The following is a 26,862-nucleotide window of genomic DNA, read 5'->3' on the forward strand; positions in this document are numbered from 1 at the left end:
CGCAATGCCATCGGTCCGTTCCACTCAGCATGATGGCAGATACACCATCCTCGTCTCCGACGACGATCCCGGCGTGCGGCGTGGCCTCCAGCTGCTGCTGAGATCGCGCGGCTATGCCGTGTGGGGATATACGACCGGCCACGCGCTGTTGGCCGACCCCCGCGCGAAGGAGGCAGACTGCGTCATCCTCGACTATCGCATGCCCGACATCGACGGATTCGCGATGCTGCGTCACCTTCGCGAGATCGGATGGTCGGGACGCGCGATCATGATCTCAGGCTTTCATGACACGCTGCTGGCCTCGCGGGCCGCTGAGGCGGGCTTCGATCATGTTCTCGCAAAGCCGCTGATCGGCAGGGCTTTGCTCGAAGCGTTGGACCGGCACCGCATCGAGACGCTTCGAAAGCATTGAATTGTGGCGGCCGGCCCCCGGCAGCCTCAGCCCGGCGCGATGTGGAAAGCCGATCTGCGCCGTCAAAGCCAGTGGCTACGTTTGAACCGGATGTAGAGCCCAATGCAGACCGCAGCGATGACGCCGAGGATGACGAAATATCCCCATTGCGTCTTCAGTTCGGGCATATTCTCGAAATTCATGCCGTAGATTCCGGCAATCGCGGTAGGCACCGCGAGGATCGCAGCCCGGGCGGCAAGCTAACGGGTGATCGCACCTTGGCGCTGCTGTTCGAGCAGGTGACTCGCCTCGAACACCGAGATCAGGATGTCGCGGATGCCGGTGATGGCGCTCTCAACCCTGAGCATGTGATCGTCGAGCTTCGAAATCTGGTGGCCGTTGTCGGCACCTTCCATGGCAAGCGGGTGAAGGCCGTAATTCCCGGCGATGTCGGCAAGTTCTGTTTCGCTGGGCTGGGACATTTTGATCCACACGAAGTCATCCTTGCCGACGTGCTCGCACGCCGGATCGATCAGGGTCGCCGGCCGTAGCCGTTTGCCATTGTGACAAAGAACGGCGGCGGCGACCGGAAGCCGTGTGCCTCGCCTATTGAGACGCGCGCACAAACACTCGTCATTCTTCAAGCCCAATCGCAGGAAGAAGAAGGCGGCGCGCAGCAATTCGAGCGAGAGCTTATAGAAAATGCGGCGGAGCGTTGGGTTTCGCAGAAGGCCGCTCCCGTTCATGACGCGCGTGGCTGGGCGGCGCGCTGCCACATCAAGGGCACGCAGACTGCGAAGGTCTGCGCACCCTTGATTGGCGACCGCGAGGGTTTTCCTCTCTTGCGATGATACCAAGCGATTGCCCGTGTGGCGCCTCTGCAATCGTGTCGGATGACTATACCTAAGTATCGGATAACGGCGCTGACGACAGGGTTGCCGGGCCCCGGTAAGGCGCGTCGCACCGCGCGGAGACGAAAGCTGGAAGACGGAAAAGCTCAACTGTCGAAAGCGACCGAGCGCGCGAGCGCTTCCTGGGACTGCAGAAAGGCGAGCCGCGATTGCAGCGCCGCCTGGACAACGCCGAAAGCGTCACCCCCCAGAGTCACGCGCAGCGGCGGATGGTCGCTGGTTGCGACATCAACGATCCCTTGCGCGATCTTTTGCGGGTCGAGCGTGTAGAGCTCGTTTCCGGCGGTCTCGAACATCTTGCGGATATGGCCGGCGGGCGTATCGCGATACGCGGCGATCTCGCTGGCGAATTGCAGATTGTGGCTGAAGCTGGTGCGCGCCCCGCCCGGCTCGATCAGTGTCACGAACAGGTTGAAGGGTTCAAGCTCCTGGCGGAGGCATTCGCTGAAGCCCTCCAGGCCCCATTTGGCCACATGATAGAGACTGCTCGTCGGAAGCGAGCCCTGACCACTAGCGCTGGAGATCTGGATGATCCGGCCGCTCCCGCGCAGCCGCATGGCGGGGACAAAGGCGCGGGTGATGTGGATGGGCGCCATGAGATTGAGCGCGATCTGGCCTTCGACCTCGGCGTCCGACATCTCTTCGGTGGCGCCGATCACGCCGCCGCCGGCGTTGTTGACCAGAATATCGACGGGTCGACGCGCCTGCGCCCGGGCCACGACCGCAGCAATATCGTCCTTGACCGTGACGTCGAGCGCTTCGACGCGCAGCTGGCTCGGATATTTCGCCGCGAGATCATCGAGGCTTTCGGGCTTGCGGGCCGTCGCGGTAAGGTCGTCGCCAGCGGCCAGGATCAGTTCGGCCAGATGGCGGCCGATGCCGCTGGACGCGCCCGTGAGAAACCAGTGATTGGACATATGTTACTCCATATATTACCAACTGGTAGGTAACTTGAAACCTGGAATGCGTCAATGCTTGGAGGTGTGATGAAGCAACGAACCCGGCGGAATGCCGCACAGAGCCGCGAGACGCTCCTGGCTGCAGCGACCGAGGAGTTCGCGTCCCATGGGCTGGCGGGCGCGCGGATCGACCGGATTGCGCAGGCGGCGGGTATCAGCAAGCCGATGCTCTACACCTATTTCGGGGACAAGGAGGCGCTCTTCGATGCCGCGCTGACGCAGGAAGTGATGGACGCGGCGCAGGCCGATCGCTTCGATCCCAATGATCTTGAGGGTTATGCGGGGCGCACCTATGACTTGCTGGTCGAACGCCCGCGCCTGTGGAGGCTGCTGACCTGGCATCATTTGGAGCGTGGCCAGGATGTTCTGATGCTCCCGGCCGGCGAGGTCCTTCTCGGGGAGAAGCTGGACGGGATCGCAGCGGCGCAGGCCGAGGGGCGGATCGTCGCCGACTTCACGCCCCTGGATGTCGTCCGGCTTGTCGCCGCCCTCACCCAGCTCTGGTGCATGACCGGAGCTGCACGCGACGCTGCCGAGCACGCGGCGCGCCGGGCGACGATCATGCGGGCGGTGGGGCGACTGCTGCGCGTGTGATCGTGCGAGGCGCGAGCTGCACGCCCGCGCGCCGACCGGGACACAGCAAGCATTTTTCGCAACCTGCCGTACTGCCCAGCGGCAAAATCAGGGCGGCTCATGCACAAGCCGGCCCGTCGGCTCCGCGGATGCGATCGACGTTCGAGGACTGCGCCGCCACTGCCGAACCGGATTGGATCATCGCCAAGTGACCCAGTGGCTGCGCGACGATCTCAGGTCGCCGGACTCGTCGCACGACGTTTCGTCAGGAGTCGTTTCATCTGCCTCAAAAGGCGAACCTGCGGCTCAATCCGGAAGAAGGCGCGACACATCCAGGAAACGAGGATCAAATGCGGTCCGCATCGGTATTACTTTCCCTGGCGCGTGCAAGCTCAGCAAAGGACTAATGTTCCCGGAGCATCTCTAGCGCTATACCTAGGTATATCACGCCGACACCAATAACATGTGATCATGCCGCTTCGCATTCTTGCCGGCCAAATGTCCCGATCATCAAATCGAAGCGTGCGAGGCTGTATTACGATATGATATTCTATCTCCTATCTCAGCAGCTTTGCAAATGAGCGCTCGCAAAAATATCTCTTCAGTCATGAGGGTTCGACGTCTGGCGTGCGTATTATAGCTTTATCTATATCTAAATTTCACGAGAATAAGGTATTGGAAAAACAGGAAAAATACTGTTGACCTGTATATACAACTGATGTTGTCTGTGGCTGTTCTAAAACGTCAGGGGGATTGCACATGACCATCAGGATGGCCCTGCTCGGCAGCGCCGCCATCGTCGCGGGCTACGCCGCGCCGGCTCTCGCTCAGGCCGATCCGACACCGCAGCCAAAAGCACAAGTCCTGGGGGATGACAGCGACATCGTCGTTACCGGCTCACGAATCCGTCGGCAGGATCTGGCCGGGGTTGGACCGGCCACCGTGGTCACCGCCGAGCAGATCCAAAATACCGGCATCGTCAATATCGAAACCGCCTTGCAGCGTTTGCCGGCCAATGCCGGCTTCGCGGGCAACCAGACATCGGCCTACTGGACCAACAACGGTTATGGCACTGCTCAGGTCAATCTGCGCGGCCTCGGCATCAAGCGCACACTCGTGCTCCTCAACGGCCGACGCCTCGTCGCGGGCGGCACCGGCGCCAATTCCTCACCCGATCTCAACATGATCCCGGTCGTGGCGCTGGCACGCACCGATGTCCTCAAGGATGGCGCGTCCGCTATCTACGGGGCCGATGCCATGGCCGGCGTGGTCAACCTTGTCACGCGCACCGATTATGAAGGCCTGGGTCTCAGCGTCCGACAAGGCATTACCGAGCGCGGCGACGGCTCCGATCTCACCGCGGACCTACTTTGGGGCATTCGCAACGATCGTGGCGGGTTCATGGCAGCAGTCACCTACCAGAAGACCAGCGCCGTCAACATGGCCTCGCGTGCGCCCTGCTCGCTCGCTGAAACGACGCCGGGCTCGCTGAGCTGCGTCAACAGCGCCTCGACGATCGGCGGACGCGCGGTGCTGCCCAACGGCCAACAGATCAACTTCAACCAGGTACCCGGAGGGAACGGGAACTTCTACGAGCCTTACAGTCCCGCCAAGCACAACTTCAACTCGAACCCGTTTCTCAATGCGGTCAGCCCAGTCGAGCGCGTCAGCACGGCCTTCTTCGCGGACTATGCGCTGACCGACGGTATCCAGGCGTTCGGCGAGTTCCTCTATACGTTCCGCAAGTCGAATCAGATCGCGACACCCGGCACGCTGCGCAATCTCTCGATACCAGCCAGCAATCCGACCAATCCGACCGGCCAGAACCTGGTCCTGGCCCAGCGCCGCCTCGCCGAACCCGGCGCGCGCCACTTCTTCCAGGAGACCGATACCTGGCAAGGCACCTTCGGGCTGCGCGGCAAGCTGGCGAACGACTGGGCCTGGGAAGTCGCGGGCAGCTTCGGGCGTAACACGGCCGTCGACGGCTCGACCAACATCGCCAATCTCGAGCGCGTCGCGAACACGCTCGACAGGAGCAAATGCTCCAGCACGGCGGGCGCGGCCATCCCCTGCGGTGACTATCTTGGGTTCGGAGACCTGACACCTCAGGTTCTGGATTATATTCTGTTCACCTCGCGCGATCGCGGAGGCAACGAACTCGGCACGGTCACGGCTGACCTCAACGGCGATCTCTTCTCCCTTCCAGCCGGCGCGGTGTCCTTCGCCACCGGCGTGGTCTATCGGCGCGAAAAAGGCTGGCGCGATCCCGACCCGTTGACGGTGCTCGGCGTGGCGAACGTCAATCAGCAGGATCCTATTTCGGGCTCGAGCACCGCCAAGGAAGCCTATCTCGAGCTATCGGTGCCGGTGCTTGCCAACACAGCTTTCGCCAAGGCGCTCACGCTCGATGGCGCAGTCCGCTACTCAGACTATAATCTCTTCGGGAGCGACTGGAATTACAAGCTCAGTGCCGACTGGGTAGTCAATGACAGCATCCGTCTGCGCGGCACTTATGGGACGGGCTTTCGCATTCCCAACGTGCCGGAGCTTTTCGGCGGCGTCTCGGAAGGCAATCTGACCACGACCGATCCCTGCTCGCGCTACACCTCCAGCGGCAACGTGACCTTGATCGCCAATTGTCAGGCGTCCGGTGTGCCGGCCAACTATACGCAGCTCGGCACCACGATCCTCACCACAGTGGGCGGTAACCAGAGCCTTCGGCCCGAAAGCTCCACGACCTGGACCGTTGGTACGGTGATATCGCCGCGCGGCATCATCCCAGGGTTGTCGCTGACGGCAGACTGGTTCGACATCAAGATCAAGGACGCGATCCGGGCCATTCCCGGCTCGACCAAGCTCGCAGTCTGCTATGCGAGCCAGAACCTGTCGCACCCGTTCTGCAGCGACTTTACGCGCAGCGCGCTGACCGGCGAGGTCACTTACCTCTCCGCCCAGCCCATCAACACCGGCCGCGAGGAGATGAATGGTCTCGATCTGGGTCTGGTGTACAGTGGTGCGGTGGGCGAGGTGAAGATCTCCTTGGATCTCAACATGACCTATCTCAACAAATATGTCGTAAACCCCTTCCCCGGCGGCGCGCCGATCTATTTCGACGGGTTTATCGGGGGCGGCAATGGCGGCTATCCGAAATGGCGTGGTTATGGCGTGCTGACGGCGGAAAAGGACGGCATCAGCGCGACCTGGTCGACACAATGGATCGGCAAGGCGACCGACTTCAACGCATCGGCCGGCGACATCGGCTACCGCACGCCGAACGTCTTCTACCACAATCTTCAGCTTGCCTTCGCGATCGACGAGAAGACACGTTTCCAGATCGGGGCCGATAATCTGTTCGACCGCAAGGCGCCCTATATCCAGAGCTTCACCGATGCCAACACCGACACGATGACCTATGATCTGCTCGGACGGCGCTTCTACGCCGGCTTCCGAACCGCGTTCTGAAGGGCAGCACATGGCAATTCGCTGGCCTTTGGTCATCCGCCGGACGCACAAGTGGCTGGCCCTGATCGTCGGCGTCCAGGTTCTGCTCTGGACGCTGACCGGCTTCTATATGGTGGCCGTCCATATCGACATCATCCATGGCGACGATCTGGTCCGCCCACCGGTCGTCGCCCCCATCGACCTTGCGAGCTTCGTCCCGCCGGCGCGGATTGTTCAATCGGCTCCCGACGCGTCCGAGATCCGCCTGCAACGGTTCATGGATCAGCCCGTCTGGCGCGCGCAAACCTCGGGTGGTCCAAGACTCTTCGATGCAGGTTCGGGACAGCCCATCCCCGATTTGAGCGAGGCACAAATCCGCGCCGCCGCTCGGCGCATCTACAGCGGCACCGGGGACATCGTCGCAGCCCGGCTGCTGACGACGGCGCCACTGGAAATGCAGGCGCGCAAGCCTCCCTATTGGCAGGTCGAATTCGATGCCTGGAACCGGCCAACCCTGTATCTCTCTCCGCAGACCGGTGAGCTGATCTCGCGCCGCCATGCGCTGTGGCGCGTGTTCGATTTCGCGTGGATGCTGCACATCATGGACTATGACGATCGCTCCGACGTCAACAATCCGCTGCTGCGCGTGGCGACCTGGAGTGCCCTTGCCATGGCGCTGGCCGGGGCTTGGCTGCTGCTTTGGTCGTTCCCGCGGCGCAGGAAGAAGAAGGCATGAAGAAAATCCGGTTCACCCCGCTCTTTTTTCGGCGCATCCACAAATGGGTCGGCCTGATCCTGGGCGTGCAGTTTCTCCTTTGGGCTCTGAGCGGCTCGATGATGGCCTTGCTCGATCAGGAGAAGGTCGGCGGACACAGTGCGCAGGCCAGCCATCAGCACGCCCTACCTGCCGGTGACTATATTGCGCCGGCAAAGCTCGCTCTTGATGGTCCCGTGCTCGGCATCGCCTTGCGGTCCCTTGCCACACGCCCCGTCTACGAGCTTCGATCCACCACGGGCACGCGGCTAATCGACGCGACGAGCGGCGCCCCGGTTCGGGTCGACGAGCAGGTCGCGCGCGACGTCGCGACGATGGTGAATGAAGCACCGATCCGCAAGGCAACGTTGCTCGCCGAACCGAATGTGGAAGCGCGCGAGCACGAAGGCACCATGTGGCGACTGGATTTCGCGGACGCAGAGAACAGCAGCGCCTACATCTCCGCCGACACCGGCCGATTCCTGGTCATGCGCGGCGACACATGGCGCACCTGGGATTTCTTCTGGATGCTCCACAATATGGACTATGTGAACCGCACCAGCTTCAATCACCCGCTGATCGTCTTCGTTGCGTTCGGTACTTTGTGGCTGTCGGGGACGGGCTTCTACCTGCTGTTTAAGAGCTTCAGTCGCGCCGACGTGCGATGGTTGCGGCGCAGGCGCAAATCGGCCGTCAAGTTGGGCGCGGGCTGATCGCTAGGTCCCAACAGAAAAAGCCGCCGATAGCTCGAACCGATTGCCCGGGTGCGTGAGCCAAGCGTGCGATACGAGACGTCCGCGACTCCAGGTTCTGCGCGTCATCATTAGCACTGGTTCTCCTTCAGCGAGGCCCAGCATTGTTCGCATGGCTGTATCCGGCATCGCCGCGCACACCCGGTGCTCTACTCGCTCGAGCGGGGCAACACGTGTCAGATATTCATTCGGCGTCGAGGCGCTGAAATCCCTCTCTCCGTAGCGTGGCGCAGCAGATGCCAGCACAAAGCGCTCCTCGACCTGAATTGGGAATTCGGTCTCGTGATGGACGATAAGCGAATGGAAGAGGCGCGTGCCCAAGCCGACTTCCAGCAGAGCTGCCCTTTCCGCATCAGCCCGTATCTCGATATTATAAATGACGCGCGCGCGATAGGCGTGGCCCCTGCCGCGCACCTCCTCCGCGATGTTGCGGATCTCGATCAGCTGCCCGATCGGCCGGGGCTCGGCGACAAAGCTGCCCCGCCCCGCCCGCCGTACCACGACACCGGCCGATTGCAGTTCCCGCAACGCCCGGTTTGCGGTCATGCGCGAGACTTTGAACGTCTCGACGAGCTCGGCCTCTGACGGCGTCTGGTCGCCGGGCTTCAGGCGACCTTCCCGGATGTCCTCGAAAATGCTGTCTTTGATCGCCACATAGCGAGGTTGCTTCTCCGCACCGGCAGCGTCGACCGCGGGTTCGCCCACAGAAGCAGCTTTCGTCCGGGGAGCGGATGCGCGGCTATGGGGGCGAGCGGGAGCATGCATCAAATGACTATACAGGTGGGGGCGAGCAAGTCCCAGTCATTCAAACAGGAAATCACCAGCGAGAGCCGAGGCGTGCGTGATCAATGCCGCGCGAAGACCTTCTGGCCCGAACTGCCGAACGACACCACCGCATAGGGTTGGCGGGCGGCGCCTGCCACTTCCATGCCCTCCGAGCCGATCGGCATCCCCGCCACCGCAATGCCTCTGACGCCTACGGGACGGGTTGCCAGCAGGCGCTTGATATCGGCGACCGGGACATGGCCCTCGATCAGATAGCCATCAACCATCGCGCTGTGGCAGGATGCCAGCGTGCCCGGCATGCCGGCCCTCCGCTGAAGCGCCCCGCGCGACGCATCGTCGCGCATGACGACCGTGCGGCCCAGCTTCGCGCGAAGCGCCTGGGCCCACTTCTCACAGCATCCACAACCCGGGTCCCGGTGGACGACGACATCATTCGCCGCAAGCGCTGCGCCGGGCAGGGCGAGGAACAGCAAGGCGGCAGAAAGACGGGTCTTCATGAACGGCTCCCGGAAGCATGCGATAGGGTTCCTAATGATCTATACGCATTGATGCCCCCTACCCCTCATCACGCTGAAGATTTCACGATGGCGCGCGGCCTCCAGGCGAGCGGCAAGGACACAAGCAGCGCCAGCGACAGACCACCAATCCCCCACAAGACTAAGTGCTGCGCCCCGGGAGCGACGACGGCGATCGCCAGCGGCGCGAGCGCCTGCCCGATGCTGGCGGCGGAATGCTGGAGACCGAGCTTCAGACCCGAAGGGGCTGCCGCACCGCTGATCCAGAAGCTGGTGACCAATCGAAGGGTTGCCGAGCTCCAGCCGGCAGCAACGATGATCCCACTGAGTTCGGCCATGCTCGCGGCGACAGGGAACAGGAAGAGCGCCGCAGCCAGCAGGCCGAGCGTCAGCCCCGCAAGCCGCCTCGGCATGGTCACCAGCCAATCGAGCCTCGCATGGAAGATCTGTGCTGCCAGCATGCCCAATCCGCAGAGACTGAGCATCCAGGCGATCTCTTCGCGGCTCAGCGAAATGACGCTCCGCGTCACCAGGAGATTGACATGCATCGCCGCCAGCCCGCCGCCCGCGACGATCGTGACGAAAAGCAGGATCAGCGTCGCGCCGAGCGTCGGCGCGGGCAGGTCTCCGCCATCGATGCAAGGTGCACACCAGCGCGGCAGACGCACGGCGCAAAGCGCCGCCCCGACGGCACCGATGCCGAAAGCGAGGATCATGAGGGGAGCGCGGGGCAGGATCGCGGCCGAGACCTCCGCCACCAGCGGACCGGCGAGATCGCCCAGAAACAAGAAGGCGGTCAGCCAGGTGAAGCGCCGCGCCTGGTCCGCGCGCTCGTTTGCGGCAAAGCTCGCGCAGAGCAAGCCCAACGGTATGATGGCGGCCGACGCCATCCCCGCCACCAGGCGCAATGCATAAAGCTCAGGCAGCCCGACGAGGCCGATCGGCGCGGTCACCAGGGCGAGGATGACCAGCGCTGCGCGCAACATCGCCCGATAGTCGACCCGGTCCGCGATCCAGCCCCAGAGCGGCGCCGCCAGCAAGGCTGCCAGGGGATGGACCGCGGTCAGGCTCGCGACATGAAAATCATGAGCGCTTGACGATAGCGCGCCACGAGCCGGGTCGACCAGTGCCGGAAGGAAGGCGAGAATGGCCGTCTGTCCCGCCGACGCCGCAGCCGCCGCGAGCAACAAGACGAAAAAGGAGGCCGGCCAGCGACCGTTGGCTTGCGATCCAGCCTTGTCACGCGGCGCGTTCGCGGTCGACCCCTCGAGTGGCCATCCGCGGATCACCACCAGGCGCGCAAGCCGATCACCAGCCTGTGTTCGGAAGGCCCTTCCCCGCGCAGGCGACGGAAATCGGCCGTGCCGTCAAATGCGCGCTCCCAGACGAAGCCGATATAGGGCGCGAACTTGCGCGACACCTCGTAGCGCAACCGTCCGCTCAGCTCGACATTGCTGAAGCCGCTGCCGAGCTGCCGATCGCTCGACCGCTTCGAATAGATATTGGTCTCCACCTGCGGCGTAAGGATCAACCGATTGGTGAACAAGACCTCATAGGACGCCTTGGCGCGCGCCGCGAGACGCCCATCGGTTCCTACATAGCCGGTGAGCTGGACGTCGAACCAATAGGGCGCCAGTCCCTCGACGCCGGCGGCCAGCCAGGTGGTCGCACCCTTGCCGAGATCCTGCCTGACCCCGAGCAGCGTGCCCCAGAACGGGTTCTTGCTGTGCCACCACAGCGCCTCGACGCTGCTCTCCGGATCGAGACGTTGGTCGCGGGAGTTCTTGAGCCCCTGGCTGCGCAGCCAGAGCTTGTCATTGTCCTGACCCTTGGTGACGAGCACGGTCCAGCCCACGCCCTGACCCTCGTTGCCGCTGGTGAACTCAAGCTCATCGACAAGTATCTTGGGGATTGAGAGCTTGTCGGCCATCTCATAGCCCGGCAGCGTCGAGTTGCGGTAGCCGTCGGCATAATCGTCCGAGTTGCGCGCGTCCGGCGGGGCCTGGCCGCCCTGCATCGAGCCCATGTCCATCGTGGCGCCGTTACCGGACGCCTTCGTGTCGGTCATATCCATGCCCGGCATGTCCATGCCCGCATGGTCCTGAGAGCCTTGCGCGGAAGGGGTGTGCTGAGCGGGAGTGGCCGTTTGGGCAGGGGTGGCGGCGGGCGACGGGGGCGAGGCATCCTGCGCGAGGGCGGGAGCCGTGATCGCCGGCGCCAGGAAGAGGGCAGCGCCAAGAGCGATGCCGCGCGAGGGGAAAATCCGGATCATGCGACCACCACCTCCCGGAACATGCCGGCCGCCATGTGATAGAGCAGATGGCAGTGGAAGGCCCATCGGCCCATGGCGTCGGCGGTGACGCGGAAGCTCACCCGCTGGGCGGGCTGGACCACGACCGTATGCTTGCGGACCTGGAAGGCGCCGTCCGGGCCTTCGACATCGCTCCACATGCCGTGCAGATGCATCGGATGCGCCATCATCGTGTCGTTGACGAAGGTGACGCGCAGCCGCTCGTTTGGCTTGAAATGAAGCGGCCTGGAATCGTTGAGCTTGATGCCGTCGAGCGACCAGATGAACCGTTCCATATTGCCCGTCAGATGCAGCTCGATGTCGCGCTCGGGCTCGCGCGGGTCGGGATCGCCGCCCGGCGTGCGCAGATCGGCCAGCGTCAGCACGCGCCAGCCGCGCCCGCGCAGCCCGGCGCCGGGATCGTCGAGATTGGTGCGCGGATAGTCGACGCGCATGTCGGTATTGGCGCCATATTCGGTGCGGGCGTGCCGTGCCCTGGCCGGCATCTCGGTCATGCCGTGCCCGGCATGCGCGTCGCCTCCCATTGCGCCCATCGTCGCCATCGCGCCCATCATGTCGACCGGCTCGAGCCAGGTCCGGGCATCGAGCGGCGGCACGGCTGCCGCCATGCCCGGGGCCGGTGCGATCGTGCCACGCGCATAGCCGCTCCGATCGATCGCCTGCGCGAAGATGGTGCGGGCGCCGCCCTCGGGCATGGTGAACTCGACGTCGTAGGTCTCGCCCGGGCCGATCCGGAATTCCTCGACCGTGACCGGCTCGACCGGCTGCCCGTCGGTCGATACGACCGTCAGCTCGACCCCGGGGATCCGCACGTCGAAGAACGTCGCCGTCCCCGCGCCGACGAAGCGCAGGCGCACGCGCTCGCCGGGCGCGGCGATACCGGTCCAGTTGCCGGCGGGCGGCGCGCCGTTCATCAGATAGGTGTAGGTCGCGGCAGAGACATCGCTGTAGTCGGTCGGGTTCATCCGCGAGCTGTTCCACATCCGCCGCCGCTCGAGCGCCTTGCCCAAGCCCATGGTGCCGACATCCTTGAGGAAATCGCCGGCGGTCGGCTGCGCAAAATTATAGTAGCTGCTCTGCTTCTTGAGATTGAGGAAGATCTGCAGCGGCGGCTCGTCCGACCAGTCGCTGAGCACGATGCAATAGTCGCGATCGGGCGCCCGCGCCGTCGGCACCTGTTTTGGCTCCACGATGATCGCTCCATAGAGTCCCGTCTGCTCGGCGAGCGTGTGAGCGTGATACCAGTAGGTTCCGCTCTGGCGGACCTCGAAGCGATAGGTGAAGGTCTCGCCCGGCGCGATGCCGGCAAAGCTGATGCCGGGCACGCCGTCCATCTCCGCCGGCACGATGATGCCGTGCCAATGGATGCTCGACATCTCCTTGAGGCCGTTGCGTACGCGCAGCGTGACCGTGTCGCCTTCGCGCAGGCGCAGGACCGGCGCGGGCACGCTGCCGTTCACGGCGGTCGCGATACGGCGTTTGCCGGTGAAGTTGACCGGCAGCTCGGCGATCTCGAGGTCGAACTCGGTCCCGCTCAGCTCAGCGGGCAAGGTTGGTGCGGATCGCGCGAGAAGCGCCGGGGCGAAACCGGCGACCGCGCCGCCGATCGCCAGCCCCTGGACGAAACGGCGCCGCGCGATCGGCCGGATATGTAAGGGAGACATGAACTGTACTTTCGCGAAGTCGGCTTCAGGCGAGGTCGAGGACGATCCGGCCCTCGATGTCGCCATGATGCATGCGGGAGAAGACGTCGTTGATGTTCTCCAGCTTGTCTGCATGGACCGTGGCCTTGACCTTGCCCTCGCCGGCGAACGCCAGTGCCTCGAGCAGATCGAGCCGCGTGCCGACGATCGAGCCGCGCACGGTAATGCCGTTCAGCACGGTGTCGAAGATCGACAACGGGAAGTCGCCCGGCGGCAGGCCGTTGAGCGCGACCGTGCCGCCGCGCCGGACCATGCCGAGCGCCTGCTGGAACGCCTTGGGCGAAACGGCGGTCACCAGCGCCCCGTGCGCGCCGCCAATGGCTTTCTTGAGCGCTGCCGAAGGGTCCTCGTTGCGCGCGTTGACCGTCAGTGTGGCGCCAAGGCGTGTAGCGAGGTCGAGCTTGCTATCGTCGATGTCGACCGCGGCCACATTGAGACCCATGGCTCGGGCATATTGCACCGCCATGTGGCCGAGCCCGCCAATGCCGGAGACGACCACCCACTCGCCGGGTCGGGCCTCGGTGGCCTTCAATCCCTTGTAGACGGTGACGCCCGCGCAGAGGATCGGCGCAATGTCGAGGAAGTCGACATTGTCGGGAAGGTGACCAACATAGTTGGGATCGGCGAGGACATATTCGGCAAAGCTGCCATTGACCGAATAGCCGGTGTTCTGCTGTTCGTGGCAAAGCGTCTCCCAGCCACCCAGGCAATGCACGCAGTGCCCGCAGGCGGTGTAGAGCCAGGGCACACCGACCCGGTCGCCTTCCTTCACATGGGTGACGCCGGCACCAACGGCGGCGACATGCCCGACGCCCTCATGGCCAGGAATGAAGGGCGGGTTGGGCTTGACCGGCCAGTCCCCTTCTGCCGCGTGCAGGTCGGTATGGCACACGCCGGTTGCCGCAATCTTGACCAGGACCTGCCCGGGGCCGACCGTCGGGATCGGCGCGTCCTCGATGACCAGGGGCTTGCCAAATTCGCGGACGACCGCCGCCTTCATGGTTTTCGCCATGTCCGTTTCTCCTTTTAAGCGGGGGGTCAGAATAGGCCGAGCGCGTGCTCGTCATAGGAGACGAGCAGATTCTTGGTCTGCTGATAATGATCGAGCATCATCCGGTGGTTTTCACGCCCGAAGCCCGATGCCTTGTATCCGCCGAAGGCGGCATGGGCGGGGTACTGATGATAGCAGTTGGTCCAGACCCGCCCGGCCTCGATCGCGCGGCCGAGCCGGTAGGCGGTGTTGCCGCTCCGGGTCCAGACGCCCGCGCCAAGACCGTAGGCGGTGTCATTGGCAAGTGCGATCGCCTCCTCGACCGTCTTGAACGTGGTGACCGACAGGACGGGACCGAAGATCTCCTCCTGGAAGATGCGCATGTGGTTCTGACCCACGAACACGGTCGGCTGCACGAAATAGCCCTGGTCGAGCGCACCGCCCGGCAGCGCCCTGGCGCCACCGACCAGACACTGCGCGCCCTCGGCCTTGCCGATATCGATATAGCCCAGGATCTTGTGGAGCTGGTCCTCCGACGCCTGCGCGCCGACCTGGACCGACGGGTCGAGCGGATCGCCCTGGCGGATCGCGGCGACGCGCGCCACGGCGCGCTCGATGAAGCGGTCGAAGATCGACTCATGGATCAGGGCGCGCGACGGGCAGGTACAGACCTCGCCCTTGTTGAAGGCGAACAAAGTAAAGCCTTCGAGCGCCTTGTCGAAGAAGGCATCGTCCTCGTCGAGCACGTCCGCCATGAAGATGTTGGGCGACTTGCCGCCAAGCTCCATCGTCTGGGGGATCAGATGGTCCGCCGCGGCGTGCATGATCTGCTTGCCGGTGACGGTCTCGCCGGTGAACGAGACCTTGGCGATGCGCGGATTGGCGGCGATCGCCTGGCCAACGGTCCGTCCCGGGCCGGTAACGACATTGAGCACGCCGGGCGGCAGGATGTCGGCGGTGAGCTCGGCGAACATCAGCAAGGTGAGCGGCGTCTGGGATGCGGGTTTGATGACGGTGCAGTTGCCCGCCGCCAGCGCCGGGGCGATCTTCCACGCCGCCATCAGCAGCGGGAAGTTCCACGGGATGATCTGGCCGACGACGCCGAGCGGCTCGCGGAAATGATAGGCGATGGTGTCCGCATCGATCGTCGAGATGCCGCCTTCCTCCGCCCGGATGCAGCCGGCGAAGTAGCGGAAATGGTCGATCGCGAGCGGCACGTCGGCAGCGCGCGTCTCGCGGATCGGCTTGCCATTGTCGATCGTCTCGGCAAGTGCCAGCAACTCCAGATTGTCTTCGAGCCGGTCGGCGACGCGATTGAGAATCCTGGCGCGTTCGGCGGGCGCGATCCTTGCCCATTGATCCTTGGCGGCGTGCGCCGCATCGAGCGCGCGCTCGACATCTTCCGGCGTCGACAGCGCGAACTCTGCGATCTGGGCGCCATTGATCGGGCTCGTGTCGGCGAAATACTCGCCGCCCGCAGGAGCGCTCCAGCGGCCTCCGATGAAATTATCATAGCGGTGTCGGAAGGAGGCCGCCGCGTTAATGGTCCCGATCGCCTTCTCGAACATAACCTGACTCCATCTCTATCGATGGCCTGACGGAGTAATCTCTTTGCCCGGGTGGCCTATAAGTAAGTTCCGCAGAAGGTAGTCTGGTATCGGGGTCGCGGGCTTGAGGGTCAGACACGCCAACAGAGCCGATGACTATTCATCGACTCCTGAACGTATTCGCGCACGCCTGATCGGAATTATGCCGAGACAGGCGTTACTCGGCCGAGTCTTCTTTTGGCGAGGGCGGCGCTTGGCATTCCAATTCTGGCGTTACGCCCGGACGCGCTTTAGGCTCACCCAATCGCCTTTCTGAAGCGTCCCGTCCCTCACGCGGAAATGAGCATAATGGTCGTCGAAAATCTGGTCGACTTCGACATGACCGACAAGACGGCGGTGGCGCGGCGTTGCGTGATAGACTTCGAGTATCTGCCCGATGTGCGCGCCATCGGCCTTACCCAGGCAGGCCACTGTGCCGCCCGCATCCATACGGACGATCTTGCCGCGCATGAACAAGCTATGGCCGATACCCTGTGCGAGGAGCGGCGTGCTGCCAAAGAGCAGAAAGCCAACAGCAGCACCGACGCCAAGATGTTTTCGCATCGCTGTTTCCTCTGTCAAGTCAGACGCTCGGACCCGGTTTTGAAAGCTGGGAGCACGGGGCGACGCTGGGCATCGTCAAAGAACTGGCCCGCCGCGGGGGAACGGCGGGCCCTCAGCCCCTGGGGTCTGTTCTCGGGGCTGGAAACCTCACATGTCGCTCATCGGCTTGTCGGCCATGGGCTTGGCGGTCTTCTTCTTCGCCGCCGGCTTGGCCTTCTTCATCGGCATCTTGCAGCAGCCACTCTTCGCCTTACCGGCCATGCCCGAGCCGTTCGATGCAGGCGAGCCGCCGGACATGCCGGCCATCCCCGACATGCCCTGTTGATCCTGCTGGGCCGGTTGCCCCTGCTGCTTCTGCGCGCCGGCCTGATGATCCTTCATCATCTGATCGTGCATCTGCTGCCCGCCATGATCCATGCCCTGCTGGTGGGCATGGGCCGGCGCAGCCTGCGCGGGCGCGGGCGTCGACTGGGCGAGAGCGGTGCCGGCGGCGAAGGTTAGCGTCGCGAAGAGGCTGACGGGCGCCGCGAGAAATGTCGTCTGTCGCATTGAGGGTCTCCGAGTGTTCTTCCTGTTGCCCGATCGACGTTCCGATCCCGGCAATTCCGAAGCTTCAATGCTGCTAGCGAGACGCTGTCTGTATACGTAAGTTACGAATCGAAATCCGATCGGCCGTGTGCCTGCTGGAGCAGGCGCGTAAAATGATGATCCGGGATCGATCAAAAATGTGACCCGGCCTGGTTTTCTCGTCCTGAGACCGGCCAGAAAAGCGATTGGCCCGCCGTGGGAACGGCGGACCAAGGCTTCGGTTGAAAGCGGCCATGATCTTGTCCGTCAACCTTGTCGTCTGATGGAATGATGGCAGGGTCAGCAACCACCGTCCGACCTGTGTGACATGCCGGAGGCGCCGTCCTGGTCCTGCGAATCCCGCATCGCCATTCGATGGCCCTGCATCATCTGGCCGTGCATCTGCTCCTTACCGTGAGCCATGCCCTGCATGTGGGCAGGATCGGGCTGGGCAGGCGCCGGCCTGGCCTTGAGGGTCTCCTCAAGATCGGGCATGCCCGGCGGCATCCCGTCCGCCAGCACCGGTCCGGCACTGACGGCGAGGAAGCCGAGAGCTGCGAGCGAAGCGATCATTGCCGTCTTCTTGCGCAAGTATCCATTCCTTCAAGTCTGGGTTTCCCGTTCGATCGAGCATATGCCCGGTCGATTGTCGCCCCTTCCGGAGCTTGCCCGTGAAATGGTGTCACCTTCCGCCTTGCTGTATACGTAATGTGCGAAGTCCGTCTCTGAGATGGCCATAAATTATCGCACTGGCATCGTTGTTGTGCCGATGTGTAACTATGGTTCGGACTCGAGAGCAGGACAGGTCGGCAACAGTGACTAATCCATGGCGGCCAGCAGACGCTCGAGAGGAATAGTGGCAAAAGTGGTGAAGCTGTCAGCAATGGCATAAGGCAGTACCAGCACCCGATTATGTACCATCGCGCCGCAGCTGTAGGCTACGTTTGGCACATAACCTTCGCGCTCATCCATGTCCGACCGCAAAAGCGGTAGCTTCGTCCGCGCCAGCAGCTTCGAGGGATCGTCACGGTCCAGCAGGCACGCCCCGATGCAATAGTTCCGAACGGCGCCGACTCCATGAGTTACGACCAGCCAGCCTTCGTCGATCTCGATCGGCGATCCGCAATTACCGATCTGGACAAACTCCCAAGGCCAGCGAGGTTCGATGGCTTTCGCTCCGCCACTCCAGTCGTGAATGTCCGCGGACGTCAGGAACCAGATATTTTCGTTATCCTCGCGCCCAAGCATGGCAAAGTGCCCGGCAATGCGTCGGGGGAAAAGCGCCATGCCCTTGCTACCGGTGGCATCCCCACGCAGCGGTCTGAGTTCGAATGTCCGGAAGTCCGGCGTGGACAACAACTCCTGCCGGACGGACTGGCCGCTAAATGCCGTATATGTACCGAAATAGGTGGCTCGGCCATCGTCGTCCAGGAAGCGGACCAAGCGAAGGTCTTCGATGCCACCACGCTGGCTGGGGGTTGTCGGAAAGATCACGATCTCCGAGAGATCGTGGCTGCCATCGCACTTGATCCGAATGCCCGCGTCCGGCCCGTCCTCGCCGGAGATGTTTTCAGTCTCCAGCACGAGCGGCATGGGGCTCGGAGGATTGATTGCTATGGTTCCGTCCGCGGCGCAAAACCCGGTGCGAAAGGTGACGGAGGAGATATGCCCCTCGCCCACGCCTCGCAGGGAAAGAATGAATCGGAGAGAGTTTTCAGGTACAGCAGACTGATCAGGATGCAGGACGATGCTCGGATTGAAAAGCGCTGCTGCCTCATAGGAATATTCGTTGCAAAAATGGGCACCGATCAAGAGCGCCTGTTCATGGGTGACCTCGCAATCACAGACGATGATGCCATCAACCTCGTGGAACCGCCGCAAAAACAGGGACGGAACCTCACGATGCCTTCCCGAGAAATCATCAAGAATGCGTTGCAACTCATCGTGGAGCGATGCTGGGTCGAGCGCCAGGACGCGGTCGGCGATGCGCTGCGCACGTGGCTGATCCGGTACCGCATATTTATAGGTTTCCGTCGACGGCATATAGGGTCTGATCACTACCCTTGCTGGATTGGGGCGGAGCAATTCGGGTAGCCGGTTGACAAATTCGGCGGTTGACACTGACTTCTCCAATACAGATCGACCGTGGAGCGTTCACGCAATCGTAAAGATGGTGCTCGGCATTACCCGACTATCGGGTGGCGGCACGGAAGGCTCCGGCGATGGCGGGTGCGATGATTTCCGCCGTTGCCGGATACTCGGACTTTGTGCCACGTGCCATGATCGCTGTCCTGGCGTAGTTGTCGGACACACAAGCTGTGACCGGGGGCTCTGGCCTGAACGTGACTATGTGGGGCACGTGCGAAGCGCGCCGCTCAGCTCGACATGTCCGCCATCGTTCGGCAGCTCGCCGCGCATTTCTTGCAGGTGGCCGAGCAACGCGCGATCCGCTGGTCCGCGCTATGGCGTCCGCATTCCTCGGCGCAGCGCTCGCAAGCGTCGGCGCAGGCGCGGCAGACGATGCGGTGCAGGGCAGATTCCCGCAGCATCGAGTTGGCGGTCGCCTGGCACAGTTCCGCACAGTCGTTCAGCATGGCGATCAGCGACGCCGTAGCTGACGCGCCGCCTTGCTTCGTCAGCCAAGCGGCGGTTTCCAGGCACATGCGGTGCGAAGCCACGCAATCGTCGATGCAGTCCGTCATCGACATCGCCATCCCTTCCATTCGATGCTGCTGCGCCGCCGCCGGCACAGCCAGCGTTCCGGCGGCGGCAAGGCCGGCGCCGGCCATCAGCAATTCGCGTCTCTCGATCATCATGCACCTCCCATCTGCTATCCCTTGAGCGCTGTGCCGCATCCGGCGGCCTCAGCCGTCGCAGGCGACCCATCCGACGCCGCACGCGCCTTCTCCCGCGCCATCCGGGTTTCCTCCCAGGGCCAGTGGCCGTTGATCTCGACCCCGAGCGAGATGCTCAGGAAGGTCCGCACCAGCACCAGCCCGGCCAGAACGATGAGATCGTCGAGCGTTGGGTTGATCACCAGCGACTTGACGATGTCGCCGGCGACCAGAAATTCCAGGCCGAGCAGGATGCTGCGGCCGAGCGCCGAGCGGAACGCGCTATAGGCCTCGGTTCGGTCGCCCGCCCTCGCCCGCCGCGCAAACAGAAAGGTTGCGAGCCCCGCGCCGACCAGGATGGTCAGCGTGCCCGCCAGTTCCAGGCCGATCACCGCGAGCCGGAAGAAGGCGCTCAGCCAGTCGGCCTCAATGGTGATCATACCAGCCTCGCTTGCGGATATTGTTGAAGCTGTCGGTGGCGTGACAGGCATAGCATTGGTCGACGCGCGCCTTCGATCCGGCTGCGCGCTGCGAGACCATGCTGAAATGCTCCATGAAGTGACTCGGCGGCGCCTTGTGGCACTCGGCGCACTGCGTCGAATTGACCGATGGATGGCGGTAATTGGCGATCTTCCAGCTGTCGGTCTTGTGGCAGCTCGCGCAGTCGGTGCCGAACAGGCCCTGGTGCGGATCGCGGAACGCATGGCAGCTCGCGCAATTGAGCGCGGTCTCGGGGGTCAGGCTTCGAGTGTTTGTCGACATGCCCGCCAAAGGCTGCCGCCACTTCGCCATGTCGAGCAACGCGGCGTGATCCATGCGGATGATGCCGCGCTCTCCCTCATGTTCGACGTGGCAGGAGGTGCACTGCGTCGCTTTCGCGTGGAACTGCGTCGACTGCTTCGTCCCGAAATCGGTGCCCGCATGGCAGGTGAGACAGGTCCGGGTTTCGACGCCCTTGCCCGGCGTGTGGCAGGCCGTGCATTGGCCGGCAAAGGACTGGTGCGCGCTCGAGAGCGGGCCGGGCGAGACGAGCTGCGCCACCAGGCCGGCATCCCTCGGCGCGTCCGATCGCATCCGGATCGCGACCGCGGCGACCATCACCAGCAGGGCTGCGATGAAGACGGCGTAGGAAAGACGCTGCCAGCTCATAGCCAGCGCAGCCCGTAATAGATCGCCGCGCCGACGTGGAGCGCGAGCAGCGCGAAGATGAGACAGCCCAGCAGGATGTGCAGGAACCGCCACCGCGCGAACAGGGTGTTGGTTGCCTCTTCGGCACGGATCGCGAATTCGGTATCGGCCAGCGCTGCGGCGATCCCCGCCTTGTCCTGGGGGCGCTGGCCCGCGGACGCATCCCCGGCGACGAACAGATAGCGCTTCCAGCCCGACAGCGGCGGGGCTGCGGTATCGGCCTGCGTCGGCGCCGCCGGCTCCTCGAGGAAGGCGGCGCGAAGCGAGGCCAGTTCTGACCTGCGTCCGCGCAGCGCCCGACCAAGCTGGGCAAGCAGGTAGCGGCCGATGAAGCCGGTGATGACCGTCATCAGCAGGAGGACGGTCAGAAGCAGGCCGACCGGGCTTTCGAGCTTGTGCGCGGCGTGGACCAGACCCAGGATCGGCGCCAGCACGCCGGCATAGATGTGGATGGCGAGCAGGGTTGGCTTGCTGACGACCCGGGAGAGCGCCTTGTCGACCCAGGCGATGTGCTTGGCCGCGACATAAGGAAGCGTCAGCAGCATCAGCACGAGCGCTGCGATCCCGATGATCCCGCCGGCCAGGCTACCCGGAAAGCGGGGCGACACATGCACGAGATAGCCGAACGGGAACAGCAGCAGGAACGCGACCAGCAGGCCCACGGCAATGTCGCTGCGTTCGCGCATCAGGCTTCGACCACGAGCGGCGTGCCCGTCCCCTTCGCCTGGCACGCGAGCACATAGCCTTGCGCCTTGTCGGCGGGCGCAAGGCCGGATTCGACCTCCATCGTCACTTCGCCCTGCAGCAGCTTGACCACGCAGGCGCCGCATGTGCCCGCACGGCATGCATAGGGGATCTCGACGCCCGCGCCCTCGGCCGCCTCCAGCACGGTCTCGTCCGCGGGCAAGGCCGCCGACACCCCCGACACGGAGAAGGTCACCGTGCTCGGCGCCACCTCGGCGCTCGGGGCCGGCTTATCCGCTGGCGGGGGCGCGGGCTTGACCTCGAGATCCTCGTGGTCGGCCGGCAGCGAGGCCGGACCGAACGCCTCGGTGTGCAGCTGCGCTTCGGGGACGCCGAGTTCCGCCAGCACGCCGCGCATCGCGCCCATCATCGCCGGCGGGCCGCACATATGGATGCGCCGGCTCGCGATCTCCGGCACCGCGGCCAGGATCATCTCGCGCGTGATCGGCCCTTCGGGGCCCATCCAGACGGTGCCGGGCGCGCGCTGCATCGCGGCGACGACATGGAGGTTGGGAAAACGGCGTTCGAGCCGCTCGAGCTCGTCGCGGAACACGAATTCCTCGGTCGACCGTGCGCCGTAGAAGAAGAAGATATCACCCTTCCACGCGGTGTCGGTGAGATAGCGCAGCACCGACATCATCGGGGTGATGCCGACCCCGCCCGCGATCAGCACGATGCTCTGGGCATCCGTTCCCGTGAAGGTGAAGGCGCCGAACGGTCCGCTGACCTTCAGCAGATCGTCGGCGACGACCTTGTCGTGCAGGTATCGCGAGACCACGCCCTGCTCCTCGCGCTTGACCGTCAGTTCGACATAGGCCCGCTGGGTCGGCGAAGAGGCGATCGTGTAGGAACGGCGCGCGGTCTTGCCCGCTTCGGGCTCTACCTCGACCTGCAGGAACTGGCCCGGCAGGAAGTCGAACGGCAGCCGGTCGGCGGTCGGGTCCGCGAGCCGGAAGGTCAGCACGCTCGGCGTCTCTCGCACGATCTGGACCACGCGCAGCTGCCCCGCCCAGCTTTTGGGCTTGCGCAGCGACGCCCCAGCGGGTGCGGCCGCATTGCTCGGCGCGAGCCCGGCGCTGTCGGCAACGGGTGCAGGCGCGGGCGCAACCCTGGTAGCGGGAGGGGCAGCCTTCGGCTCCGGCTTTGCTGGAACCTTGGCGGTGGCGACACCGCCGGCGATCGCCCCGATCCGCCGCAGGCGGAAGATCTGCAGCGCGATAAGCGTGGCGCTCACCAGCCCCAGGAACAGCATGAGAAGGAGGTGCGAGGGCGAGATGCCGAACCAGTGATCGGCATGGCCGGGCGCGGCCTGGTCGATGTCGAGCTGATCGCGCAGCCAGGCAAGCCCGACCTCCCGGGGCGGCTGCAAGCCCCCGATCGCGCCCTGCGCGGCGGTGCCGGAGCGGAACAGGTCGGTTCCCTCGCGCAGGCGCCGCGCCGCATCGAGCCGGGCCGAGACCGTGGTCGCACGCGCGCCGTCGGCCGAGGCGGCGTTGATCATCGCCAGACCCGTGCTTACCCGTTCGCCGGCCTGCGCAGCGATCCGCTGCCTTGCCGCTTCGTCAAGCGCGGGAAAGGCGAGCAGCTGCGAGATGAAGCCGGTCCGGCGCGATTCGTGGCCGTGCTCATTCTCCCCTTCCCCATTGATCATGCGATCCATCATGGGGTTCATCATCTTCGCCATGTCCGACGACCCCGGCTCTGCCGGTGCGGACATGCCCCCGCCGGCCGGCATGCCTGCGCCATGATGCGCGGCATGATCCTCGCCCTCCTGCGCGCCCGCGCTCGCGGACAGGCTGAGAGCGATTGCGCAGCCGAGGCTCAAGCGTCGAAGGCTGATCCGCCTGGACATCCTCATCCCCTTAGTGTGCGAGCCTACATATCCTTCATCGGCATCGCCGCATTGCCCGGCGCGGGATCGGGTGCCGGCGCGGTCTGGTTGCCGGCCCCGGCGCGCATCGCGTCATGGTCCATCGCCTGACGGTGATGCCGCTCCATCTCGGCCTGGTTGCTCATCGCGTCCATCGGCGCCGCGTCTGCAGCGTTGCCGCTGTCGGTCAGGACCGGGGTGGCGGCGACGCTGTTCGCCGCGGGCGGCACCGTCTGGTCGGCCTGGCGGTCGCAGCCCGAAAGCGCGAGCGCCAGCAACAGGCTTCCGCCGACAAGTGGAAGGGCTTTCTTCGCATGGTCGATCATGGCTTTGCTCCTTGGCTTGAAAACTGTGTCCGGGCGCCATCCCTGGCGTCCGGACCGGCTCATTGCGCGCTGCGCAGAATCCGGAGACACCGGTCGTGCGAGAGGTTCATCGGGTTGCGCCCCTGCCCCTTCATCTCGCCATGATCATGCGGCGTCTGGAGACCCATATTGCCCTCCATCGCCCGGCAACTCTCGACCTGCGCCGAGGTCGGCCGCGTGGTCACACAGGCGCCTAGAAGCAGCGCCGGCGTGAGGACGGCGATCAAACGCATTTTCTTCATGACAAAACCCCTTTCGCTCGTGGTGATCGTTCGTCCTGCGCTGCCTGATGTTTCTTGTTATGCTGCTGGTCTTTCCGCCGCGCCGTCAGGAAGGCGAGGATCGGGCAATCGGAGACCGGCACTTCGCCCGGGCATTCGTCGGCGAGCATCCGCAGCATGTCGCGGATATCCGACAGGCGCTCGAGCCGGGCTTCGGCGTCCGCGATCTTGGCAAGCGTGATATCGAGCACGGCCTGGGCATGCGCGGTGTCCGACGCCCTGAGCGCCAGCAGCTGCCGGGCCTGTTCGAGTGTGAAACCAAGCTCCTGCGCCGAGCGGATGAAATTGACGCGCTCGAGGTCGGTCGCGTCGTAGAGCCTGTAGCCCGCTGCCGTGCGCGCGGGCTCGCGCAGCAGGCCCATCCGCTCATAATAGCGGATCGTATCCCGCCCCACGCCTGCGGCCGCGGCCAGTTCGCCGATCTTGAAATTGCCCATGTCATCCGCTCGATCATGCCGGTTGGACCATGGTCCAGGGTCAAGCGGTTTCGCTTTGACCCCGAACGGTCTCCTCGTCGCCGGCGGCCCGCTGCCCCGACGCGTCGCAGGGCAGCCCGTGCCGCCGGGCCACCGGCTTGTCAGTTCTTGCGAAGCTCGACGATGTCGTGCCTGGCAGGCGTGCCGTCGGCGACGGACACGTGCGCGAAGTGATCGTCAAAGATATGGTCGATCGTCACATGGCCGACGAGCTGGCGGTGATAGGTCGGCGCCACGCCCTTGGACGGACCCGGATGGGTCACGACGCGATAGACCTCGAGCTTCTGGCCGACCTCGGCGCCATCGGCCTTGCCGATGCAGACGACCGTGCCGTTGCTGCCCGTGTCGACGATCGAGCCGCGCATGAACAGGCTGTGCCCGATGCCCTGGGCCATAGCGGGGACGGCAGCAAGCATCGAAATGCCGGCAAGCGCGACCATGAGAGTTTTTCTGACCATATTCACCTCCTTGGATGGTAAGCCACCGCCCGGACTTTGCCGAGGGGAAGAGCGTCTCTTCAGGCTTGGGACTACGGTCCCGGGTCCAGCCTCGATATACGTAGAGGCCGCAGCCGATCTTCTTCCCCGGGCCGGATCTTTATTGACGCGGAGTTGACGGAATCAGCCGTCAGCACTTCAAAATCCGCGCGGCGCGAGACTTTGGTTGGCTGCGCCCGCGAAACCCGCTAGATATCGAGGCCCGTGAAACGCCTGCTCGCCCTCCTGCTCGTCATCGGAGCGCTGTCCGGTCTCTTCGGAGCCCAGATGGCGGCCGCGCACAGCGTGCCGCAGGCGGCAGGCGCGCCGCTGGCCAAGGGCATGGATGCGGACTGCATGGCGATGATGGCCAAGCAGCAGCCTGCGCCCAGCGAAAAGCCCTGCAAGGGCCTGACGCTCGATTGCATCGCCGCGATGGGGTGCGTGATCCCGCTGGTCGCAGCGGACCTGGCAGGCGGCGTTGCGCCTGCGCGTCTCTACGACGCGCCCAGCTTCTGGACGACCGACACGATATTGACCGGCAAGGCGGTTGCGCCCGAGCCGGATCCTCCCACCAGCCTTGCCTGATTGAACGAGCACGGGCTGCGCGCATCGATCGATGCGTGCGCGCCCGGTTTCCTTCTTTTCAGTCAAAGGTTTTCGTGATGATCAAACTGCTTCCGGCCGCCCTTGTGGCGGCCCTCAGTCTCGCCGCGCCTGCGCTTGCAACCGACGCGAGCCGCACGCCGCAAGGCCATTGGGAATGGCGGTCGGCGCCGCAATATGGTCCGCGGGCGACTGGCCCTGCGCGTGTCCGCATATGGGTGCCCGACAGCCGGGACATGGCCAGCTGCGATTGCGCGATGATGCAGGCAAGCGCCGCCGACTGCATGCGCGGCGCAGTCAGGTCGGACAAGGGCTAAACCCGCTCCGGAGCGGCGCGTCACATCTTGGCGCGCCGCCTCTGTCATGAGGGGATGATATCCATGATCATGATGCCGAGGCGCGCTGTGCGACGCCTGTTGCTCTCTATCGGTGCGACGCTTGCGAGCGCCTGGGCCGTGCCGGTGTCGGCCGGCCCGCTCACCTACGAGCAGGCAGTGAGGCTCGCTGCCGCCAACGCGCCAAGCCTCAAGGCGCGCGCGGCGGCGACAGCCGGCGCCCGCTCTTCGGCCGTCGCGGCCGATCGCCTGCCCGATCCGACGCTCGACCTGGGCCTGCAGAACTTCCCGGTGAGCGGCCCCAATGCCGGCAGCTTCACGCGCGACGATTTCACTATGGCGACGATCGGGTTCAGCCAGACCTTCCCCAATCTCGCCAAGCGCCATGCACGCGCCGCGCGCGCCGCGGCCGATATCGGTATCGCCGAGGCGGGCGAGCTGGTCGAAGGCCGCAACGTGCGGCTCGAGACCGCCCTCGCCTGGGTCGATCTCTATTATGGAGAACGCCGGCTCCGGCAGCTCGACCTGCTCGATGCCAGCCTCGACGACCTGCAGAAGACCGTGACCGCACGCCTGGCGTCGGGCAGCGCGCGCCCGAGCCAGGCGCTCGAGCCCGACCAGCTCCGCGCCGCCATCGCCGATCGCCGCGCCGAGATGGCTGCGGTGGTGGCGCAGGCGCGGGCCCGGCTCGCGCGCTATACCGGCGACCCCGACCCGCAGGCGACGGGCGACCCGCCGATGCTCGATGTCGATCCGATCCGGCTGCGGGCCGAAATCGATGCGCTTCCCGCCCTGCGCGCGCAGGACGCGCGGATCGCAGTCGCCGAAGCGGACGTGCGTCTCGCGCGCGCCGACAAGCGCCCCGACTGGAAGGGGTCGTCTC

At 64.6% G+C, this 26,862-nt stretch carries 29 protein-coding genes and 1 pseudogene; 7 read left to right on the plus strand and 23 right to left on the minus strand.

Translation table 11 applies throughout. From position 1 onward, the window contains the following. The first annotated feature begins 4 nt into the window (after window positions 1-4). On the plus strand, window positions 5-412 hold the full coding sequence (locus tag G432_RS19565; protein ID WP_016743851.1) for a response regulator: 408 nt from the start codon (window positions 5-7) through the stop codon (window positions 410-412). 62 nt (window positions 413-474) lie between these two features. Here G432_RS19565 and G432_RS24195 read toward each other — a convergent pair whose 3' ends face one another. The 3 genes from G432_RS24195 to G432_RS19575 form a co-directional block, all read right to left on the minus strand. Beyond that, the gene (locus G432_RS24195) at window positions 475-594 is read right to left on the minus strand and encodes a CorA family divalent cation transporter (protein WP_016743852.1); all 120 of its coding nucleotides are present in this window, start codon (window positions 592-594) and stop codon (window positions 475-477) included. Between the two features lie 57 nt (window positions 595-651). After that, a complete protein-coding gene (locus tag G432_RS24200; protein ID WP_016743853.1) occupies window positions 652-1,137 on the minus strand; it encodes a hypothetical protein in 486 nt (161 codons plus the stop codon). 251 nt (window positions 1,138-1,388) lie between these two features. Beyond that, entirely contained in the window at window positions 1,389-2,219 is an 831-nt protein-coding gene (locus G432_RS19575; protein ID WP_015449257.1) for an SDR family oxidoreductase, read from the minus strand. A gap of 69 nt (window positions 2,220-2,288) precedes the next feature. Here G432_RS19575 and G432_RS19580 point away from each other — a divergent pair, with 69 nt between their 5' ends. The 4 genes from G432_RS19580 to G432_RS19595 all read left to right on the plus strand — a co-directional run bounded on the left by G432_RS19580 (window position 2,289) and on the right by G432_RS19595 (window position 7,742). Then, window positions 2,289-2,855, plus strand: a complete 567-nt coding sequence (locus tag G432_RS19580) for a TetR family transcriptional regulator (RefSeq protein ID WP_015449258.1) — start codon at window positions 2,289-2,291, stop codon at window positions 2,853-2,855. A gap of 738 nt (window positions 2,856-3,593) precedes the next feature. Continuing rightward, window positions 3,594-6,296: a TonB-dependent receptor domain-containing protein gene (locus G432_RS19585; protein ID WP_015449259.1), complete on the plus strand. Its 2,703-nt coding sequence runs from the start codon at window positions 3,594-3,596 to the stop codon at window positions 6,294-6,296. Between the two features lie 10 nt (window positions 6,297-6,306). Beyond that, window positions 6,307-7,011, plus strand: a complete 705-nt coding sequence (locus G432_RS19590) for a PepSY domain-containing protein (RefSeq protein ID WP_015449260.1) — start codon at window positions 6,307-6,309, stop codon at window positions 7,009-7,011. Beyond that, the gene (locus G432_RS19595) at window positions 7,008-7,742 is read left to right on the plus strand and encodes a PepSY domain-containing protein (RefSeq protein WP_004213137.1); all 735 of its coding nucleotides are present in this window, start codon (window positions 7,008-7,010) and stop codon (window positions 7,740-7,742) included. Before G432_RS19590 ends, G432_RS19595 begins: the two co-directional genes overlap by 4 nt. Before the next feature lie 3 nt (window positions 7,743-7,745). Here the strand turns inward: G432_RS19595 and hutC are convergent, their stop codons facing one another. The 20 genes from hutC to G432_RS19695 all read right to left on the minus strand — a co-directional run bounded on the left by hutC (window position 7,746) and on the right by G432_RS19695 (window position 25,020). Next, complete coding sequence (gene hutC, locus G432_RS19600; protein ID WP_230588639.1) at window positions 7,746-8,435, minus strand: histidine utilization repressor; 690 nt, start codon at window positions 8,433-8,435, stop codon at window positions 7,746-7,748. 191 nt (window positions 8,436-8,626) lie between these two features. After that, window positions 8,627-9,064, minus strand: coding sequence for a DUF411 domain-containing protein (locus G432_RS19605; protein WP_004213035.1), 438 nt, complete (start codon window positions 9,062-9,064; stop codon window positions 8,627-8,629). Window positions 9,065-9,132: 68 nt separating this feature from the next. Further along, window positions 9,133-10,374, minus strand: a complete 1,242-nt coding sequence (locus G432_RS19610) for an MFS transporter (protein WP_015449261.1) — start codon at window positions 10,372-10,374, stop codon at window positions 9,133-9,135. Next, window positions 10,368-11,354 carry a copper resistance protein B gene (locus tag G432_RS19615; RefSeq protein WP_015449262.1) on the minus strand — a complete coding sequence of 329 codons (987 nt, stop codon included), beginning with the start codon at window positions 11,352-11,354 and terminating at the stop codon, window positions 10,368-10,370. The genes G432_RS19610 and G432_RS19615 overlap by 7 nt, the downstream gene beginning before the upstream one ends. Then, entirely contained in the window at window positions 11,351-13,057 is a 1,707-nt protein-coding gene (locus G432_RS19620; RefSeq protein ID WP_015449263.1) for a copper resistance system multicopper oxidase, read from the minus strand. Before G432_RS19620 ends, G432_RS19615 begins: the two co-directional genes overlap by 4 nt. Before the next feature lie 25 nt (window positions 13,058-13,082). Continuing rightward, window positions 13,083-14,108, minus strand: a complete 1,026-nt coding sequence (gene adhP / locus G432_RS19625; RefSeq protein WP_004212676.1) for an alcohol dehydrogenase AdhP — start codon at window positions 14,106-14,108, stop codon at window positions 13,083-13,085. 26 nt (window positions 14,109-14,134) lie between these two features. Beyond that, on the minus strand, window positions 14,135-15,655 hold the full coding sequence (locus G432_RS19630) for an aldehyde dehydrogenase family protein (protein ID WP_015449264.1): 1,521 nt from the start codon (window positions 15,653-15,655) through the stop codon (window positions 14,135-14,137). Window positions 15,656-15,907: 252 nt separating this feature from the next. Then, on the minus strand, window positions 15,908-16,237 hold the full coding sequence (locus tag G432_RS19635) for a hypothetical protein (RefSeq protein ID WP_004212674.1): 330 nt from the start codon (window positions 16,235-16,237) through the stop codon (window positions 15,908-15,910). A 147-nt stretch (window positions 16,238-16,384) separates the two neighbouring features. Continuing rightward, window positions 16,385-16,786 (minus strand): hypothetical protein, encoded by a 402-nt coding sequence (locus tag G432_RS23840; protein ID WP_015449265.1) that lies wholly within the window; start codon window positions 16,784-16,786, stop codon window positions 16,385-16,387. 318 nt (window positions 16,787-17,104) lie between these two features. Further along, window positions 17,105-17,395 carry a hypothetical protein gene (locus tag G432_RS19645; RefSeq protein ID WP_007406388.1) on the minus strand — a complete coding sequence of 97 codons (291 nt, stop codon included), beginning with the start codon at window positions 17,393-17,395 and terminating at the stop codon, window positions 17,105-17,107. A 228-nt stretch (window positions 17,396-17,623) separates the two neighbouring features. Then, complete coding sequence (locus G432_RS19650) at window positions 17,624-18,925, minus strand: glycoside hydrolase family 130 protein (RefSeq protein ID WP_438830636.1); 1,302 nt, start codon at window positions 18,923-18,925, stop codon at window positions 17,624-17,626. A 254-nt stretch (window positions 18,926-19,179) separates the two neighbouring features. Continuing rightward, on the minus strand, window positions 19,180-19,620 hold the full coding sequence (locus G432_RS19655) for a four-helix bundle copper-binding protein (protein WP_015449267.1): 441 nt from the start codon (window positions 19,618-19,620) through the stop codon (window positions 19,180-19,182). Window positions 19,621-19,634: 14 nt separating this feature from the next. After that, a complete protein-coding gene (locus G432_RS19660) occupies window positions 19,635-20,078 on the minus strand; it encodes a DUF1622 domain-containing protein (protein WP_007406411.1) in 444 nt (147 codons plus the stop codon). Then, window positions 20,065-20,787 carry a hypothetical protein gene (locus G432_RS19665; RefSeq protein ID WP_007406380.1) on the minus strand — a complete coding sequence of 241 codons (723 nt, stop codon included), beginning with the start codon at window positions 20,785-20,787 and terminating at the stop codon, window positions 20,065-20,067. The genes G432_RS19660 and G432_RS19665 overlap by 14 nt, the downstream gene beginning before the upstream one ends. Then, window positions 20,784-21,512: a hypothetical protein gene (locus G432_RS19670; RefSeq protein WP_007406424.1), complete on the minus strand. Its 729-nt coding sequence runs from the start codon at window positions 21,510-21,512 to the stop codon at window positions 20,784-20,786. The genes G432_RS19665 and G432_RS19670 overlap by 4 nt, the downstream gene beginning before the upstream one ends. Then, entirely contained in the window at window positions 21,512-23,422 is a 1,911-nt protein-coding gene (locus G432_RS19675) for a 2Fe-2S iron-sulfur cluster-binding protein (RefSeq protein WP_015449268.1), read from the minus strand. Before G432_RS19675 ends, G432_RS19670 begins: the two co-directional genes overlap by 1 nt. Window positions 23,423-23,445: 23 nt before the next feature. Continuing rightward, window positions 23,446-23,766, minus strand: a complete 321-nt coding sequence (locus tag G432_RS19680; protein ID WP_007406382.1) for a hypothetical protein — start codon at window positions 23,764-23,766, stop codon at window positions 23,446-23,448. Between the two features lie 59 nt (window positions 23,767-23,825). Beyond that, window positions 23,826-24,047, minus strand: coding sequence for a hypothetical protein (locus G432_RS19685; RefSeq protein ID WP_007406426.1), 222 nt, complete (start codon window positions 24,045-24,047; stop codon window positions 23,826-23,828). Further along, window positions 24,044-24,523 (minus strand): heavy metal-responsive transcriptional regulator, encoded by a 480-nt coding sequence (locus tag G432_RS19690; RefSeq protein ID WP_007406417.1) that lies wholly within the window; start codon window positions 24,521-24,523, stop codon window positions 24,044-24,046. The genes G432_RS19685 and G432_RS19690 overlap by 4 nt, the downstream gene beginning before the upstream one ends. Before the next feature lie 140 nt (window positions 24,524-24,663). Next, complete coding sequence (locus G432_RS19695; RefSeq protein ID WP_004212653.1) at window positions 24,664-25,020, minus strand: hypothetical protein; 357 nt, start codon at window positions 25,018-25,020, stop codon at window positions 24,664-24,666. A 243-nt stretch (window positions 25,021-25,263) separates the two neighbouring features. Here G432_RS19695 and G432_RS19700 point away from each other — a divergent pair, with 243 nt between their 5' ends. Beyond that, window positions 25,264-25,626, plus strand: coding sequence for a hypothetical protein (locus G432_RS19700; RefSeq protein ID WP_007406428.1), 363 nt, complete (start codon window positions 25,264-25,266; stop codon window positions 25,624-25,626). A 398-nt stretch (window positions 25,627-26,024) separates the two neighbouring features. Further along, window positions 26,025-26,852 (plus strand): annotated as a pseudogene (locus tag G432_RS19710) (TolC family protein); the annotation flags it as partial. Between the last annotated feature and the right edge of the window lie 10 nt (window positions 26,853-26,862).

Origin of the sequence: Sphingomonas sp. MM-1, from assembly GCF_000347675.2 — a bacterium.
Classification (GTDB): domain Bacteria; phylum Pseudomonadota; class Alphaproteobacteria; order Sphingomonadales; family Sphingomonadaceae; genus Sphingomonas_E; species Sphingomonas_E fennica.